Origin of the sequence: Flavobacterium quisquiliarum (assembly GCF_019308285.1) — a bacterium.
GTDB lineage: Bacteria > Bacteroidota > Bacteroidia > Flavobacteriales > Flavobacteriaceae > Flavobacterium > Flavobacterium quisquiliarum.
Genome location: NZ_WWEM01000027.1, coordinates 1 through 17,526, shown reverse-complemented (window position 1 = coordinate 17,526; position 17,526 = coordinate 1). Strand labels below are relative to the sequence as shown.

15 protein-coding genes are annotated in these 17,526 nt (G+C 33.2%); 8 read left to right on the top strand and 7 right to left on the bottom strand.

Annotated elements, in window-relative coordinates:
- Positions 1-563 precede the first annotated feature (563 nt).
- Complete coding sequence (locus tag GSY47_RS12005) at positions 564-2,132, top strand: recombinase family protein (RefSeq protein WP_219071387.1); 1,569 nt, start codon at positions 564-566, stop codon at positions 2,130-2,132.
- A gap of 272 nt (positions 2,133-2,404) precedes the next feature.
- Here GSY47_RS12005 and GSY47_RS12000 read toward each other — a convergent pair whose 3' ends face one another.
- Positions 2,405-2,605, bottom strand: a complete 201-nt coding sequence (locus GSY47_RS12000) for a hypothetical protein (RefSeq protein ID WP_219071386.1) — start codon at positions 2,603-2,605, stop codon at positions 2,405-2,407.
- Between the two features lie 368 nt (positions 2,606-2,973).
- Here GSY47_RS12000 and GSY47_RS11995 point away from each other — a divergent pair, with 368 nt between their 5' ends.
- On the top strand, positions 2,974-3,345 hold the full coding sequence (locus tag GSY47_RS11995; protein WP_219071385.1) for a hypothetical protein: 372 nt from the start codon (positions 2,974-2,976) through the stop codon (positions 3,343-3,345).
- A 51-nt stretch (positions 3,346-3,396) separates the two neighbouring features.
- Here GSY47_RS11995 and GSY47_RS11990 read toward each other — a convergent pair whose 3' ends face one another.
- The 5 genes from GSY47_RS11990 to GSY47_RS11970 all read right to left on the bottom strand — a co-directional run bounded on the left by GSY47_RS11990 (position 3,397) and on the right by GSY47_RS11970 (position 10,311).
- Positions 3,397-3,747, bottom strand: coding sequence for a hypothetical protein (locus GSY47_RS11990; RefSeq protein WP_219071384.1), 351 nt, complete (start codon positions 3,745-3,747; stop codon positions 3,397-3,399).
- 17 nt (positions 3,748-3,764) lie between these two features.
- On the bottom strand, positions 3,765-3,905 hold the full coding sequence (locus GSY47_RS11985; protein WP_219071383.1) for a hypothetical protein: 141 nt from the start codon (positions 3,903-3,905) through the stop codon (positions 3,765-3,767).
- 179 nt (positions 3,906-4,084) lie between these two features.
- A complete protein-coding gene (locus tag GSY47_RS11980; protein ID WP_219071382.1) occupies positions 4,085-4,681 on the bottom strand; it encodes a YciE/YciF ferroxidase family protein in 597 nt (198 codons plus the stop codon).
- 17 nt (positions 4,682-4,698) lie between these two features.
- Positions 4,699-6,843, bottom strand: a complete 2,145-nt coding sequence (locus GSY47_RS11975; protein ID WP_219071381.1) for a catalase — start codon at positions 6,841-6,843, stop codon at positions 4,699-4,701.
- Positions 6,844-7,062: 219 nt separating this feature from the next.
- Positions 7,063-10,311, bottom strand: a complete 3,249-nt coding sequence (locus GSY47_RS11970) for a CheR family methyltransferase (protein WP_219071380.1) — start codon at positions 10,309-10,311, stop codon at positions 7,063-7,065.
- Positions 10,312-10,447: 136 nt separating this feature from the next.
- On the opposite strand from GSY47_RS11970, the gene GSY47_RS11965 reads away from it, so the two are divergent.
- Entirely contained in the window at positions 10,448-10,711 is a 264-nt protein-coding gene (locus GSY47_RS11965; protein ID WP_219071379.1) for a hypothetical protein, read from the top strand.
- Positions 10,712-11,261: 550 nt separating this feature from the next.
- Positions 11,262-12,983 carry an FAD/NAD(P)-binding protein gene (locus tag GSY47_RS11960; protein ID WP_219071378.1) on the top strand — a complete coding sequence of 574 codons (1,722 nt, stop codon included), beginning with the start codon at positions 11,262-11,264 and terminating at the stop codon, positions 12,981-12,983.
- A 45-nt stretch (positions 12,984-13,028) separates the two neighbouring features.
- On the opposite strand, the gene GSY47_RS11955 is transcribed toward GSY47_RS11960, so the two are convergent.
- On the bottom strand, positions 13,029-13,316 hold the full coding sequence (locus GSY47_RS11955) for a hypothetical protein (RefSeq protein WP_219071377.1): 288 nt from the start codon (positions 13,314-13,316) through the stop codon (positions 13,029-13,031).
- Positions 13,317-13,418: 102 nt separating this feature from the next.
- Here GSY47_RS11955 and GSY47_RS11950 point away from each other — a divergent pair, with 102 nt between their 5' ends.
- From GSY47_RS11950 to GSY47_RS11935, 4 genes are all read left to right on the top strand, one after another.
- The gene (locus tag GSY47_RS11950) at positions 13,419-13,721 is read left to right on the top strand and encodes a hypothetical protein (protein ID WP_219071376.1); all 303 of its coding nucleotides are present in this window, start codon (positions 13,419-13,421) and stop codon (positions 13,719-13,721) included.
- A gap of 12 nt (positions 13,722-13,733) precedes the next feature.
- Complete coding sequence (locus tag GSY47_RS11945) at positions 13,734-14,021, top strand: hypothetical protein (protein ID WP_219071375.1); 288 nt, start codon at positions 13,734-13,736, stop codon at positions 14,019-14,021.
- A gap of 905 nt (positions 14,022-14,926) precedes the next feature.
- Positions 14,927-16,084 carry an IS3 family transposase gene (locus GSY47_RS11940; RefSeq protein WP_219071374.1) on the top strand — a complete coding sequence of 386 codons (1,158 nt, stop codon included), beginning with the start codon at positions 14,927-14,929 and terminating at the stop codon, positions 16,082-16,084.
- A gap of 30 nt (positions 16,085-16,114) precedes the next feature.
- Positions 16,115-16,720 (top strand): IS3 family transposase, encoded by a 606-nt coding sequence (locus GSY47_RS11935; RefSeq protein ID WP_219071373.1) that lies wholly within the window; start codon positions 16,115-16,117, stop codon positions 16,718-16,720.
- Positions 16,721-17,526 lie beyond the last annotated feature (806 nt).

Sequence of the window (17,526 nt, the reverse complement as noted above, 5' to 3'; positions counted from 1 at the left end):
TTCTCGAATTATGGTTTTCCGTAATAAGGAATGAAAGTTATTAAGAATATTTGTGATGAGTACAAACAAATTATTTAATAATCTAAAACAGTTTGCTATGGAAATTCAAGCCATTAAACCGGGACCGAAACCTAAAAAGAGGACGGTACTCCCGATAGAAGACCGCGTGTCAATCCACCCAATAAGGAAAAGCATCCGGAGCTTAAGCCACATAAGCATAAGCCCAGGTGCTTAAAAGAGGTTGTTTTAGCCCTCTAAACCGACTAAATGGTTTAGAGGGCTGTATTTAAGACAAAATCTGAGGTATAATTGCACCCACTGCCAGGATCTTTCCTGTATTGTACGAAGCAATGTTGCGTAATATATTTAGCAGTTTTTCAAGAATCACACATTAAAATATAAGATTATTTTAATGCTGGCGGGCAGATTTTTATTTTTCAAAATACAATTTACTGATAAACTTGTAAGTACAGGTAGTTTATATTTAGCATTTTACACATCTAATAATTTCCTAAATTTTACGTTTTAAATAATAATGATTTCCCCGTAAAATCTACCTGCTTATGCCTGTGGTTTATCTGTACATACGAGTAAGTACCGATGAGCAGGCTGTAAAAGGATATTCCCAGCGCAGCCAGTTAGAACGGCTTGTGCATTACTGTAAATATAACAGTCTCGTTATTACTGAAACAATTCTTGAGGATTGTTCGGCTAAAACATTTAACCGTCCAGCTTGGAATAAATTAATTACTAAGATCAAATATCTTAAAAATTCTCCTGCGACTATTCTTTTTATATGCTGGGACAGATTTAGCCGTAATATCACAGATGCTTACATAATATTTGAGAAACTTCAAAAATTAGGAGTATCGCTCCAAGCCATTGATCAGCCGATTGATTTTTCTATACCCGAAAGCAAAATCATACTTGCCGTATATCTGGCGACATCTGAAGTTGAAAATGATAAAAAAAGCCGGAACGTAAGTCTAGGTCTTCAGAAAGCGAGGCTGGAAGGCCGCTGGATTAATAAGGCTCCTTTAGGATATAGGAATAAAATAACAGCAGATGGGAAAAAGTATATTGCTGCTTATGCCCCTGAAGCTTTTATAATTAGGGAAGTATTTGAAGAAATAATTAAAGCAAAAAGAGTTACGCTGTCAGAAATATATAAAGAGGCTATGGCTAAAGGCTTAAAATGCAGTAGAAGTGCCTTTTACATGTTAGTTAGAAATCCTATTTATTGCGGTCAGATTAAAATTCCTGAAATGGGAAATGAAAAAAGCAGGATTATTGACGGACTGCATAGAGGAATTGTATCTGTAGAGCTTTTTGAACGAGTCCAAAAAGTATTAGGAAATATAAAGAACTCAAGACTGGTTAAAAAGAAAAGAGTTCTTAATGAAAACTATTTATTAAGAGGAATTCTTCTGTGTCCTGATTGTGGCAAAACACTAACAGGAAGTTCTTCACAGGGAAGGAGCAGGAAATACTATTACTATCATTGTACCGGAAAATGTAAATATAGAATCAGAGCTGACTATATTAATGCAGGTTTCCAGCTGTTTCTTAAAGATATCAAGATTGATGTCTCTTTCTCTAAAAGAGCCAATGATTTAATGAAAAAGATTGATAAGGGAAGACAGCAGGACTATCAAATTAAAAAGCATGAGATTGGAAAAGCAATGGACAAATCAATTGACAGAAGCTTAAATGCACATAAGCTTTTTTCAGAAGGAAAAATTGATTATGATGATTATTTTCTGATCAAGGAAAACTGTAAAGCTCATTTGAAAAAATATGCTTCGGAATTACGCGAGCTGGCTTTAAAAGCAGGGGCAGGGATTTATTTAAAGAATGCAGAGGATAATATATTCTGTCGTTTAGCAGAAGTTTATGAACTGTCAGATGTATTAATGAAACAAAGAATTGCTAGATTGTTTTTTACTGAGAAAGTAATAGTGCATGAAAATATTCTGAATATACTACCAGAATATATAAAAGAAATATTTGGGATGAAATTAATTAAAAATAACTCAAAAAATGAGAAAGATTTAACTGATGATGAGTTGATAAACCATTTTTTTAGTGAGATTGCATTAATAGCTTTTGAACAGGAGTTGAAAACAATTTAAGAATGTAGAACTTTTGTATCTATTCTATTATTGGTGTCTAATAATGTTAAGTATCGAACTCAAAATTTAATCAAACAAATGACGCCAATTGAATTCAATTGACGCCATTTGTTGTGTAACTTATACAATACAAATTTTACTGTTAGATTAAAAAAAAATGAGATATTTAGAGTTAATTTGCTAGATCGTTATTTTTAATTTTTATTCAAAAACGGTTTATTTACATTATGAGAGAAAACTATATGTTTATTTTCAAAAAATTTAAGTTTCAATTACATATGACTCGAATTTTTAAGTATACGCTCTTCACAATCCTTTGAATTCGATTCTGTCATTTCAGGTTTTTCATCCCAATCACCCCAGTCTCCTTTGTACATTTTAACACATACTAAGTCATTATTATCATCTGAGTAAATTATCGTATTTGAAATACGGCAGTAACTTTTGCCATTATCTAATTTTGAATTTTCCATGTCTTGAATTTTTAAAGTTTTTTATATTAACTCATGGCTTGCAAAAACAAAGATAATTTAGTGCTATATGTCTTTTTATATAATTGCATTCTTGATATACATAATTCCCATGTCTTAATCTGTAATTGTAACTGATTTGGAATATTATAAGATTCTTTTTTTTCATTTAAATAAAATTTTATATCTAATTTTTCTTCAATATGGTAATTATAAAACATTCACCTTGAAATTATGTAAATTGAAAAATTTATTCTCATGATATTCATAAGATTCTCCAAAAATAATCCAAACAATAATCATCGTGGATAATAAAGGACCAATAGTAATTATAGAAGAAAATTTAGAAGAGCTTATTTGCGAAGATTTTTTTGGAAGTAGGAGTAACTAATAAAATTCTTTATTTTGATACTTTAGATGATGCCGAGCACGATATAATTTCGCAGTTTGTAACGCCATTTTTGTTGTTTGCTAACGTTCTCCAATTTAATGAAGATAAAACGCAGGAAGCTGTACACAATCAAAAAAATATCTGTGAAAAATTCGATTGTCCTTGTCTGTTCTTTTCGCTTTTATTTCCAAATTGTTTTATTATTGACAAATATTCTATATCAACTCAAAGTTATTTTGTAAATCCTTACAGCGAGGAAAAATTTAAAAATGCTTTAAATTCGATAGTAGAGTTTTGGACTGAAAAGAAAACACAGAAATCAATAGTAGGAAAAGAAAAGAAGCAGAAATAAAACTTATAATACAAACCCGTCTATTTACAGACGGGTTTTATTTTACTTTATTTAAAGATTACGATCAGGTATTATACCTTCTTCATCATCTAAATTTCCTAGATCTTCATTATCTAATTCTTCCTCTCCAAGGTCTTCATTATCAAATTCGTCGTCTAGCTCATCAGTTTCTGAATCATCCTTACTAAACTCGTCCGAGTCTGTTTGTTCATTACCAAGATTTTCATTGTCGAAATTTTCTTTCCCAAATTCCTGACTCTCCAAATCGTTGCCATAATCTGGTTCAGCATTATCTGATATAGTATGATCTGGTGGTGTATCAATATCTGGATCTAGATATCGTTCGTTATTTTGAAAATTCTGATCTTCCAGATTGTAATTTTCTTTTTCTTCTAAATTCATAATACAATTTTTAAATGTTATTTTTTAGTTGAACCTGATTCCTTTTTCGAATCCGAAGCAGATTTTGAACCGCCTTTTGAAGCAGTTTCTTTTTTATCAGTTTGTTTATCTGATGCCTTAGCACTATCAGTGCTTTTTTTAGTGTTTGAAGTTGCCATGATATATTTTTTAATTTGTTAATAAGCCAAATGTACAGGGACTACAATTCATTATTTTACATATAATGGTACTTCTAATTGCATAATTAACAGCTGATTACTTTTTTAAATAAAAAAAACACCTGTATTTATACAGGTGTTTTCAGGTAAAAAATAATAAATAAGAAATAGTATGTTTTTTATTCTGCTGCAACAATGTTTACTAAATTGAGTGCAACGTCATTTAGCAGACAATCAGCTTCTTTCTCCTCCGCAAGAGTCTGTGTTAATAATTTTGCAGCATCATTTTCGCCAATTGCTTTTGCAAAAGCAACCAAAGTTCCGTAAGTAGCAATTTCATAATGTTCGATTTTTTGAGAAGCTGCTATAATTCCGGCATCTCTAACAGCTCCAGGAGTTGTTTCTAAAAGAATACTGTCTCCTTCTTTTAATAATCCTGCCATAGCTTCGCATTTTTTGCCTTCTGCTTTTTCTCCTAATAAATCAAAAACTTTTTCAAGTCTTGCTACTTGGTTTTTAGTTATAGAAAGATGTTCTAAAATAGCTCCCGAAAGTCCCGCAGCTGAAGCATTATCAGCCATTTTTGGTAAAGCCCCCACCAACGCATTTTCTGCCCAGTAAATATCTTTTAAACTGTCAATAAATAAACCTTTCAAATCTGTAGCAGCATCTGGTGCCGGTGCTACAATATTTTTTGAATTGTTTTTTATATCTTTAGACTGACTCTCTTTTGGTTGTGCAGCGTTAGTCTGACCTTGTTTTTCTGAATTTTTCATTTTTTATTTTTTTGAAATTAATTGTATAAGTTTGGTTCGCGCTGCCAAAAACGGTGTTTGGTCATTGCAGTAATAAATTCCTGAGCAAATGATTCGCTGGCAATTTCGCTGGTTACAATAACGCCTTCATCGTCATTTGTAATTTTTCCAGCAAATGGCGCTCCGCTTATTATTTCAGAGGCTTCACCGTCGGCACCGATCACTTTACAATGTTTATAAGCATCGTTTAAATATTCAAGTGCATCATCATTTTCTGCCAAAGCATTCAATCCTAAGCCGTGAGGAATATAGACAGCATCAAACAATACAGATGAAGCGGTCAGGAAACTAAATTCAGCCGAAATCGCTCCTTCAGTATCTGTCGCGACAGTACCTAAATGTGGTGCAATAACACAGCCTTTGGCGCCCGCTTTTTTCAATGCATTTTTGATGTTCATCACCGAAGCTTCAGAAACACCGTCAGAAACTAGAATCGCCACTTTTCTAGATTCGATAGTTGGCGAATTGGTTGGATTATTCACCATACTTAGAGCTTGAGAAGATTCTACCGAAGACGGAACAGTTTGTGGTTCCTGAGTTCCTGCTTCTTCCGTTTCTGGTGATACGCCTTTATTAATAGGAGTTTCTAAAGTGGATGGTACAGTTGCACCAAGACCTTGTGCTACTTTTTGGGCAAGTTCGGTATCCACCTGAGATAATAAGCCGAGCATTCTAACTCTAATAGCGGTGGTTTCTACTTTCCCGAGTTCAAATCGTAATGCTTTTACGATATGACTTTTTTCTTCGGGTGTCTGGCTGTTAAAAAATAGTTTTGCCTGCCCGAAATGATCGTTAAAACTCTCGCTTCTAGCTCTTACTTTATGAGAATCTACTCGCTCATTGAAACTTGCAAATCCGCCTTCGGCAATTTTTGCCTGATAAGGGCATCCACCGCCTAGAGAGTTTGGAGAATAACTTACGCGACCTTTATTGATTTCCTGACGCATATGTCCGTCGCGCTGATTGTTGTGAACAGGGGCAACGCTTCTATTAATTGGAATTTCATGAAAATTCGGACTTCCTAATCTCGATAATTGTGTATCGGTATAAGAGAATAATCTTCCTTGTAAAAGCGGATCATTAGAAAAATCAATTCCTGGAACCACATGACCTGGATGAAAAGCAATTTGTTCTGTCTCTGCAAAGAAATTTTCAGGGTTTTTGTTCAAAACCATTCTTCCCACAATGGTTACAGGAACTAATTCTTCGGGAACAATTTTCGTTGGGTCCAAAAGATCAAAATCATATTTATGTTCGTCTTCAGCTGGAATTATTTGAATGCCTAATTCCCATTCTGGAAAATTTCCTGATTCAATAGCTTCCCATAAATCTTGTCTGTGAAAATCAGGATTTTTTCCTGAAATTTTCTGTGCTTCATCCCAAGCAACGGCATGTGTTCCTAATTTGGGTTTAAAGTGAAATTTTACAAATACTGATTCTTCCTGAGCATTTACCAGTCTAAAAGTATGAACGCCAAAACCTTCCATCATTCTATAACTTCTCGGAATTGCACGATCAGACATTACCCACATTATCATGTGCATAGACTCTGGCATTAATGAAATAAAATCCCAAAAGGTATCATGCGCCGATGCTGCCTGAGGCATTTCGTTATGCGGTTCTGGTTTTACGGCATGAACAAGATCTGGAAATTTTGAAGCGTCTTGAATAAAAAATACAGGAATGTTATTAGCCACTAAATCGTAAATTCCTTCCTGCGTATAAAATTTTACGGCAAATCCTCTGGCATCTCTAGCGAGGTCTGTAGAACCTCTTGATCCTGCAACGGTAGAAAACCTTGTAAATACAGGTGTAATTAATCCTTTTTCCTGCAAAAATCCTGCTTTTGTTAATTCTGGAATTGGGTTCGTAACTTCAAAGAAACCGTGTGCGCCAGAACCACGTGCGTGAACAATTCTTTCTGGAATTCTTTCGTGATCAAAATGTGTGATTTTTTCCCTTAAAATAAAATCTTCCAATAAAGAGGGACCGCGATCACCGGCTTTAAGTGAATTGTTATCATCATTAATTCGAACGCCCTGATCTGTTGTTAAAAATTTGTTTGTTCCATCGGAGGTATTGATGGATAAATCTCGTTGTTTTTCGTCTTGAAAATTTTTCATGGTGTTTCTTAAATTAGTTAAAACTTAAAAATAATTACAGTCTTATCTTTCAGATTTATAAGTAGTTGTAGACCGTAATTTATTAAGTAATCCAAATTTAAATTTTGAAAGGATGCGTTTTTTATAAGATTACTTTTCAATATTCTACAATTACCACAAAATGACTCAAACAAAAAATCTCCATTTCTGGAGATTTGATATTTTGAACTTTGATTTTTTTTACGAGGGAAGATAAATATATACAATAGTTCCTTTGTTGGGCTCGCTTGAAATTTTGATAAATCCTTTATGATTATAAACAATTTTCTGAACAAGCGTTAATCCAAGTCCACTTCCATATTGATTATCATTTTGAAGTTTGTAAAATGGATCAAAAATGAGTGTTTCAAAATTTTTGCTAAAACCAATTCCGTTATCACTAACAAAAAGTTTTATGTAATTGATTCCAGGATTTGCCCCAAAATCAATTATTTCTTCGGCAGAAACATTTTCGACTCCAATTGTAATTTCTGGCACAGTGGTTTGTTTGGCGTATTTGATAGAGTTAGATATCAAATGAGTAAAAAGCTGTTGCAATTGTAAAGGAATAATGCGTAGAGTTGGTAAAGTTGTTATGTTGATTACAGCTTTCTGTTCGCTTTTTACAGTCTTTATATCATTAATTGTTTTTTTTAGAAGCAGATTTAAGTCTGTTTTTTTGAATTCTTTCTGCACAAAATTTATTTTAGAATAATCAATTACATCTTCAATAAGCTTATTCATATTTACAGCCGAACTTAATAAGCGACTTAAATTATGTCTGCCGTTTTCGGTTAACGCTTTTTCGCCGTCCAGTACTTTTTTGCCAAACATATACATTTTACGAATCGGTTCCAGTAAACTTTCGCTTGCTGCGGCAGTAAACGATTCTAATTGTTTATTATAGGCTTTAAGTTCAGAATTTTTCATTTTTAAAGATTCATGGCTTTGTTCTAAATCCGTAATATCTTCAAGCGCTAATAAAATCATTCCGTCTGGATTTGAATTGACGATCGGAGAGGCGTTGATCAATATTGTTTTTTTTCCAATACCATCAAAATCAAATTGTATTTTGAAATTTTCTACCAAATCCTTTTGACTTGTTTTTTTTAATACAGATTCTTTAAAGGCAGGAATATTCCAGTGCGAATTTCCAATCTCCAAAATAGATAAACCTTCGATTTGTTCTTCTGTAGTTTTGAAATAGGCATAAAAAGAAGGATTGGCACTTTTGATAGTAAAATTTTTATCAATAATGATTAAAGGTTCTCTAATCGTTTTTACAATCGATTCATAAAAGTTGCGCATAGTGGCGAGTTCTTCTCTGCGGTCTTTCAATTCATCATTAATACAAGATAATTCCTGATTATTAGATTGAAGTTCAATAGTCGAGCTTTCAAGCTGATAATTCATGATTTGTAATTCCTCGGTGCTGCTCAATAGTTCTTCGTTGGAAGTCTGGAGTTCTTCAAAATAAATCTGCTGTTCTTCGGTTACTTTTTTAAAATCGCCTCTAAGCTGTGTCAATTCTTTTTCGATCTGTGACGTATGTTCTGGATTTAAATTTCCAATTTGTTCATTCTTCCTATCATTAGTCCTTTTGCAGAATATAATCAGCAGCAGTTCAGTGTGGTTTGGAAGATAAATTACTTCAAATGAAGTTAAAAAAGGCTGTTTTTTGACTTCGGTAAATTCTCCTGAAAAATTCTTTTTCTCATTTCGGGCTTTTAGAATATAATTTCGGAGTTCAAATTCGACCTCATTTCGTACCATATTGAGAATGTTAAAACTCGGTTTTCCTGATGCGGGCTGCAAGAACGGGCTTGTATCGCCATGAAAATGGACAATTTCAAGCTCTTCATTAATTATTACTGCAGCAGGAGAAAATTGTTCTAGTAGAATATCTGAAGCAATTTTTCTGTAGTCTTTTTCGTTAGGAAAATTTTCCTGAATCTCTTTTGTAAAGGGATTTGTAATGAAATCAGAACGGAAGACTTGATTACGGTCAAGTTGCAAAACTGTTTTACGGGTATATATTTTATCGGTTTTATCAATCGCAGTAAATAGGTGCGGAACGTGATGCGCCCATTCTGATTTACCCAGAAATAAAATTCCTTTATCGCGAAGTGCGTAATGAAATGTTGCTAAAACCTGATTTTGCAAATCGTTATCGAAGTAAATCAGTACATTTCGGCAGGAAATAAAATCAATTTTTGCAAAAGGAGCATCTTTTGTTAAATCATGAACCGCAAAAACGCACATATCCCGAATTACTTTATTGACATGAAAACTGTTGTTTCTTTTTGTAAAGTATTTTTCTAATCTGTTTTCGCTGATATTTTTTACGTCTTGCTGTGTATAAATTCCTGCACGCGCTTTAGAAATGCATTTTTCAGATAAATCGGAGGCAATGATCTGCACTTTTACTTCTAGTCTGTTTATTTTCTCCAAATAATCGTGAATGCAGATAGCGATTGAATAGGCTTCTTCGCCGGTAGAACATCCCGAAGACCAGATTCTAAGTACAGGAATTGTTAAGTTTTCAATCAGCGAAGGAAATGTATTTTCGCATAAATTATCAAAAGCCTGCTGATCTCTAAAAAAGTAAGTTACAGGTATGAGTATATCATTAAATAAAAAATCCTGTTCATTACTATTGGTTTTCAATAAACTCAAATATTTTTCAGTGGTTTCTTGTTTGGTTACCACCATTCTTTTGGCAATTCTTCTTCGCAGGGTTGTATGTTTATAATGCTGAAAATCGGTACCTGTTTTTTGCAGTAATATCGAAATAATTTCTTCAAATAATTCCTGTTCATCTGCAGTGTTTTCTTTGTCCTCGTAAGAATGAGTAACTAATTTACTTTCGTGGATTTGAAGTAACTTTTCACCAACATCAGCCGCAGATACAAAATAATCGATGTATTCTGATGTAACTGCATTTTGTGTAAAACCTCCTTTGGTAAGCACAGCAATTGTCGAACCGCCTGCTTCTTTAAGTTTTTTAAGTCCTGTAGATCCATCAGAAGGTGTCCAAGTAAGCATTAAACCTACAGAATAACTTTGATAGGCATGACCGATAGACTCAAAAAACGTATCCAGACAATTATTTACTTTACTGCTTCTAATGGTGGGTTTTAGCTGCAGTAATCCGTTTTCTAAGACCAAAAGATTATTTTCAGGAACAATATAAATATTGTTGGGCTTTATATTTATGTCGTGAACAATTTCAATCACGGGCATTTTTGAATTTAACAAAAGTATTTCTGCAAGATTACTGGATTGTGAGGAAGACAAATCTTCAAAAATAATATAAGCCATTCCTGTATCTGCTGGAAAATCAGAAATTATATTTTTTAATAAATCAATTTCTTTTGCAGCAGTTCCAATTGCTACGACGGGAAATTGATAATTTAAAGCTGTTTTTAGTATTGATTCATTTGTATTCATTTTTTATGAGGGTTTATGGTAATCCTATAATTTAAATGTTTGTTAGTGTAAATAACAGATAAACAAAATAGTAAAATTTGCAATGAAACAAAATGTATTGTTTTGAAAATCAAATTATTAATTAAAATAAAAAATGATGAGAAATTTAATTATCAGCTTTTGTATGATCTTCTTTTTTGGATTTGCATCAGCGCAGGAAACTCCTGCTAAGAAAAAACAGAGTACTGATACTATTCAAGCCAAGAAAAGTAAACATACAACTACTCAAAAAAGTTCTAATACAAGAAAAGGCGACACAGTTTACAAACAGCGTTCTGAGCAAAAAAAAGGGAAAACGGTAAAGCCGAAAGGAAATTCGACTCCGCAAAGTAAAGATTCAATTACTGGCACAAGACCCTAGAGGTATAATCCTTTTAATTTAAAGTCTATTTTATCAACTAAAGTAGACTTTAAATCTCTTTACTTTATTGTATTTAATCTAACTGCTGTTATAGTTTGCTGTAATACACACTCTGGACTAATTTATCAGGCGATTAAGGCATTACTATAAGAAAGTAAAAGTTAATAATAAAATAATTCAATTTCATTAGCAGTAAAAATAGAGCAGTTTACTGGTTTAATTTTGTATAATTACAAAAACGAGTTTCATAATTCCCATGAAGTTAATTATAAGATAATTATATTAATATTCATTTCGCAACGGTTTGTATTATCTTCAGGGTTTAATGTTAAAAAGCTCTCAGAAATAAGAATCTAACTCTATGATGTTTGTCATTTTATTGCAGTCATAACCTTAATTATATAATTTACTATTTGAATCATATAAGCTACAAGACAAATCGTTATTGATATTTGTAATTAATAGCAGTTATCATTCTCACAACATTCTATTCGGTAATAGTTTGGGATGTTTCAGAATTTCTAAGAGTAAACATATAATCAAAAATGAAATGGATATTAAAAATACTAAAAAACGCATAGCAATTTTGGGAGGAGGTCCGAGCGGGCTTTTTATTTATAAGCGATTGGTAGAATCTGGCTCTAATGATTTTGAGATTACAATTTTTGAGCGAAAAAAAGAGCTTGGTTCAGGGATGCCTTACAGTACCGAAGGTTCCAGTATGGAGCATATCACTAATGTATCCGATAATGAAGTACCGCACATTGTATCTACCATGTCGGAGTGGATCTATAACGCACCAGCGGACTTACTGAAAAGATTTAATATTAAACCAGATCAATTTAACGAATACAAAGTCGTGCCGAGACTGCTATTTGGGAGCTATCTTTCTGCACAGTTCGACATTTTATGCAAAGCTGGAATGGAAGCTGGGATTAGCACTACCGTACATTTTGAAAGTATAGTTACTGACGTGAATTATGACGTAAAAAATGAAGTGGTAAAAGTTGAAACTAGTAATGAAAGTATTTATGAATTTGACTACGCTGTTATCTGCACTGGACACAAGTGGCCAATCCGGTATGAAGGTAAAGTTGCAGGCTATTATGATGCTCCATATCCACCTGTAAAACTGGCAAAGCATTTTAATCATCCTATTGCAATAAAAGGTTCTTCTTTAACTGCTATTGATGCCATAAGAACTCTGGCAAGAAATAACGGTTCATTTGAAAAAGGATCTGACGATGCTCTTTATTTCAAATTAAATCCTGAAAGTGCTGATTTTAGAATAATGATGCACTCCAGAAGTGGTATGCTTCCTGCGGTTCGTTTTCATTTAGAAGATTCACATCTTTCGAATGACTCTTTGTTAACTAAGGAAGAAATAGAGCAGCACAGAAAAGGTAATAATGGTTTTTTATCGCTTGATTTTATTTTTGAAAAGGATTTCAAAGATATATTCCGCGCAAAAGATCCTGAATTTTATCAGCGGATCAAGGATTTTTCAATTGAAGATTTTGTAGCTGATATGATGGAACTGCGGGAACGTCTTGATCCTTTTCAGCTTCTAAAAGCCGAATATGTGCAGGCTGAGAAATCAATTAAAAGGCAGGAATCTATTTATTGGAAAGAAATGCTGGCTGTTTTGAGTTTTGCAATGAATCATCCTGCCAAATATTTTTCGGCAGAAGATATGCTGCGGCTTCAAAAAGTGCTGATGCCTCTTATTTCCATAGTAATTGCATTTGTTCCCCAAAAATCATGCGAAGAATTATTGGCTCTTCATCAAGCTGGAATATTAGATCTGGTTTCTGTCGGAGATGACAGCACAGTTGAACCGCAGAATGGAGGAGGAGTATTTTACAATTTTAAAGATAGTGGCAGTAATGATCGTTCAGTATTTTATAAAACATTTATAGATTGTGTCGGACAGCCGCATTTATCCTATGAAGATTTTCCGTTCAATACTCTGCTGGAGCAGAAAGCTATTAGTCCAGCTCGTTTAAAATTTAAATCATCTGAGGCAGGTCATGCCGCATTTACAGCAGATCCAGATAAGGTGGATCAAGATGAATACGGAGACTTTTTTCTTAAAGTATCAGGAATAGCCATAAATGATAATTTTCAAATTATAGACCAATACGGCGCTTATAATAAAAATGTATACATCATGGCCGTGCCTTATATTGGTGGTTTAAATCCGGATTATTCCGGTCTGGATTTTTGTGAAGCAGCTTCTCTGCGAATAGTAAAAGATATTTTGCGAAATTAACTTGCTCATTTTTTTTTCTCGAGTATTAAGGGATAATTTGTTTTTTTATAAGCTTGCAATACTTTCAATAACCAGATTGGCTGCTTCATCAATGTAGTTAGTATGTTTAGGACTGAGATACGACTGGTTCTTGTTCATCCCTGCCGCGATTTCGATTTGAGATTTTATAACGCCCTTATATTTAGCAAGTCCAATACCAATAATAGGGACGGCTAAACTTTCCAATATAGAACCTGCCTTTGAATGCCCGTTTTTATTTAAGTAAGATGATAATAGTAAAGCGCCAACAGATCCAAATAGAATCAGTTCTCCTAGTACGTCACAAATTTCCACAGTTTGAATTAAAGAATTAAGACTGGGAGATTTTTAATGGATTAATTGTCTTAAATTAGTAAGAGAGTATTCAGAAGAATACTGAAATTTAAATAAGAAATAATGTATAAACACACCATTATATTCAAAACAGGGCAGTTAATACTTCCCGAGAAAACAGATCTCCATTTTGTTACGGATCTGCTTCACATTGGCCAGCTAGAACTCAACTATATAGGTGCTGCGGCCGCTGTGGATAATAAAAATGCTGAACAAGCCTCGCTTCTGGTATTCCATTTTAATACAGAGCAGGAACTGGATTATAGTATGCAGGAATCTGAAATTAACCACCTGCTGTCGGAGCTTCTCAAAAAGGAAAATCCAAAAATAAGCACAGACAGTAATGATATAAATGTGAAGTTTTAAAAAATTACATTCATGAAAGAAGAGCTGATAAAAAAAGAATATACCCAAGAACTTGAAAACCTAATCAATGAAAAGAGAATAAAACTCGACAGACTAACTGGTTTTGAAAAAGAACAGGCTACTTATAAGCATCTGATTGAAATAGATGAATTTGTTATACTGGCAAACAGGCGGCTTAATGAAATTATAACCGTACATGAGCTAGTCATTCGAAGCGAACAGCAGTATCAAGATTTTATGCATTATATCACGCCGGCTGCAGAGGAAATCTACAGGAAGTATTACCAAGGACTAATATGAAACCTTGCTCATTTGACAGCGTAAAGATGTCGAATTTCAATGAGGGTTTCATCGCGTAACTTTAATTAAATCTCTCCTGCATATTACGTGACTGAAAATTTCATCATTCCAATCCTCTGTCAACAATCAAGAACATTCTCTTTTTTAGATTTTTATGAACAAGTTTACAATAGTTGAGTACGAAGACGATGGTATCTTTAGTTACCCACATGGCATTTTTTTTGATTAATAAAGCTTTGAGTCTAAAATTCGTATGTTGAATATTTTGCTAATTTTCTATTTAACGAATACTTAATTTCTACTATATTTTTTGATGTTCGAATCCTGTTAAGTTATCGAAGGGTAAATCAACTATTTGCGCAATTTTTTATATAAATATATACGCTGATGCAATTTACTATTATTTTAAAGAATAAAAATAAATGCATAAATGATTCAAAGATAGCGTATTTATTGAGCTTAAATAAAAAATGGCGCCAATTGTCTTCAATTGGCGCCATCTGGCTGAGTGAACTCGGCGAGACAAATTCCAAATCATTTTATGGAAGATTTGAAGAAATTGGCGTACTATATGTAGTGTCTGTCTTCCATTGTCTATGTAAATTTGGTTTAGATGTCCTGTTGGGGATTGATGCAAAAATTATATAAACTCAGTTAATTCATAGCCTTAAACTAACATGCAATTCTACAAATATTATGAAGGGTTTGAAAAGATTGTTATACTTTAAGTCAGGATTGTCTTTCTTTGGCTCTATGGATTGCTACATGCGACTTAGGTTTTGTGGCACAAAATAATCTCTTTCATTAGACTAGTACGGAAAGCGCCCTTCAAATAAAAGTTGCTTGATCTTATATTTAATATTTTTAGCTAATATGTTTAAATTAAGAATAATAAGATCATAATTATGGAAGACATAAGAAGAGTTCACACACCCGAATTTAAAAAGAAAGCAGTACTGTTGAGTTATGAAAGAAAAAACGTTACAGACACTGCTAAAGAACTTGATATTAAGCCCAAATTGCTTTCTAAATGGAGGGGAATCTATCAAAAGTATAAAGAGGGCAGCTTTCCTGGCGAAGGTAAAAAAAGAGTCTATTACGAAGATGCAAAGATTTATGAATTAGAAAAGAAACTAGCAGAATCGCAACTAAGATTAGAGATACTGAAAGTGGGCTTAAAAATAAAGCCCCTTGGCAAACAGGCAATCTACAATTTTATCGATCAAAATAAAAAGAAATATCCGATTGGGATAATGTGCCAGGTCTTAGGTGTTTCTACATCAATGTATAATTTAAGAATACAGCATCCTCTTTCAGAAAGAGAAATAAAGGTGTGCCTGTTAAAGGAAGCTATAACAGCTGTATTTTATGAATTCAAACAATATTGCGGTTGCGTTTTAATTGCAAGAGAACTTTGCAGAAGGGGAGTAAAAATATCAGAAGACCAGGTTACATTTTTCATGAAACAGCTTGGTCTTAAGCGCAAAGTCAAAAGGAAATACAAAGTGACCACAGAGTCCAAACACAAACTATATATCTCTCCAAATATACTCAACAGGCAGTTTACTACCGACAAACCTTCAAAGGTTTGGGTCTCCGACATTACCTATCTGCAGATCGAAAAACGTTTTCTATACCTTACTGTTATAATAGATCTTTATGACCGAAAAATAGTCGGCTGGAATCTTAGTTCAGTACTTTCAACTACTGCAACGATCCTTCCTGCATGGAATATGGCAGTTCATAACCGCAAGATAAGAGAAGGGTTATTATTTCACTCTGATCGGGGATCACAATATGCCAACAAATTATTCACCAGTACACTTAAAGAATATAAATGCATACAGAGCATGAGCGGAAAGGGAAGCAGCATAGATAACGCTGTTTCCGAGAGTTTTTTTAATTCATTAAAAAGAGAATTAATATACGTACAGAAAACATTACTAACCCCGAAGGAGATGAGAGTAGAGATATTTGAGTACATAGAAAACTGGTACAATAAAAAAAGGAGACATACCGCACTTAAATATAAAACAATTGAAGAGTTCAATTCAGGTATATAGTGCAGAAAAACAATATTCTTACTAATATTTATGAAAACAAATAAAAAAGAGTACCATCGTGATTTTAAACTAAAACTTGTCAAGCTAAGTTTTGAAAAAAGAAAGATCGAAGACCTTGTTCTTGAATATGGCATAACAAACGTTACGTTGCTACACTGGAGGAAAAATTATATTATAAACAGGGAAGAAAATTTCTCTCTGGGAAAAACAAAATTAACCGCTCAGGAAAAAAAAATATATGATCTTGAAATAAAAATTAAAAAATTAGACGCTGAATTTGAAATTATTAAAGGTGCGGAAGATATTCTTCATAAAGGACTCCTTTTTAAATATAAATATATAGCAGAAAAAGAGCAAAACTATTCTAGTTATATGCTGTGTAAAATTCTTGGCGTACATTTAGGAAACTATAAAAAATGGAAAAGCGGATATGTCTCTGAAAGGCAGCAATGGAAAATGATGATTAAGAAAGAAATTGCATCAATATTTATATCTTCTCAAAAACGTTATGGATACAAGCGCATAGCTGCAGAACTTCAAAGATCCGGGCATCGGATATCTTCTAAAACAGTGCGTTTATATATGAGAGAACTAAATTTGAATGTTTTGGTAAAAAAGCTTAAAATAAAAAAATGAAAATATTTTATCGTGAGTTTATCTTCAATCTGTCGTGTTAATTTAAGGAGATCATCTCTAATATTTTGCACAGCCCTCTAAAAAAGAAGATGATTTACTGTTTTTTTTAGGTCTATTTTTAAATTCTCGAATTATGGTTTTCCGTAATAAGGAATGAAAGTTATTAAGAATATTTGTGATGAGTACAAACAAATTATTTAATAATCTAAAACAGTTTGCTATGGAAATTCAAGCCATTAAACCGGGACCGAAACCTAAAAAGAGGACGGTACTCCCGATAGAAGACCGCGTGTCAATCCACCCAATAAGGAAAAGCATCCGGAGCTTAAGCCACATAAGCATAAGCCCAGGTGCTTAAAAGAGGTTGTTTTAGCCCTCTAAACCGACTAAATGGTTTAGAGGGCTGTATTTAAGACAAAATCTGAGGTATAATTGCACCCACTGCCAGGATCTTTCCTGTATTGTACGAAGCAATGTTGCGTAATATATTTAGCAGTTTTTCAAGAATCACACATTAAAATATAAGATTATTTTAATGCTGGCGGGCAGATTTTTATTTTTCAAAATACAATTTACTGATAAACTTGTAAGTACAGGTAGTTTATATTTAGCATTTTACACATCTAATAATTTCCTAAATTTTACGTTTTAAATAATAATGATTTCCCCGTAAAATCTACCTGCTTATGCCTGTGGTTTATCTGTACATACGAGTAAGTACCGATGAGCAGGCTGTAAAAGGATATTCCCAGCGCAGCCAGTTAGAACGGCTTGTGCATTACTGTAAATATAACAGTCTCGTTATT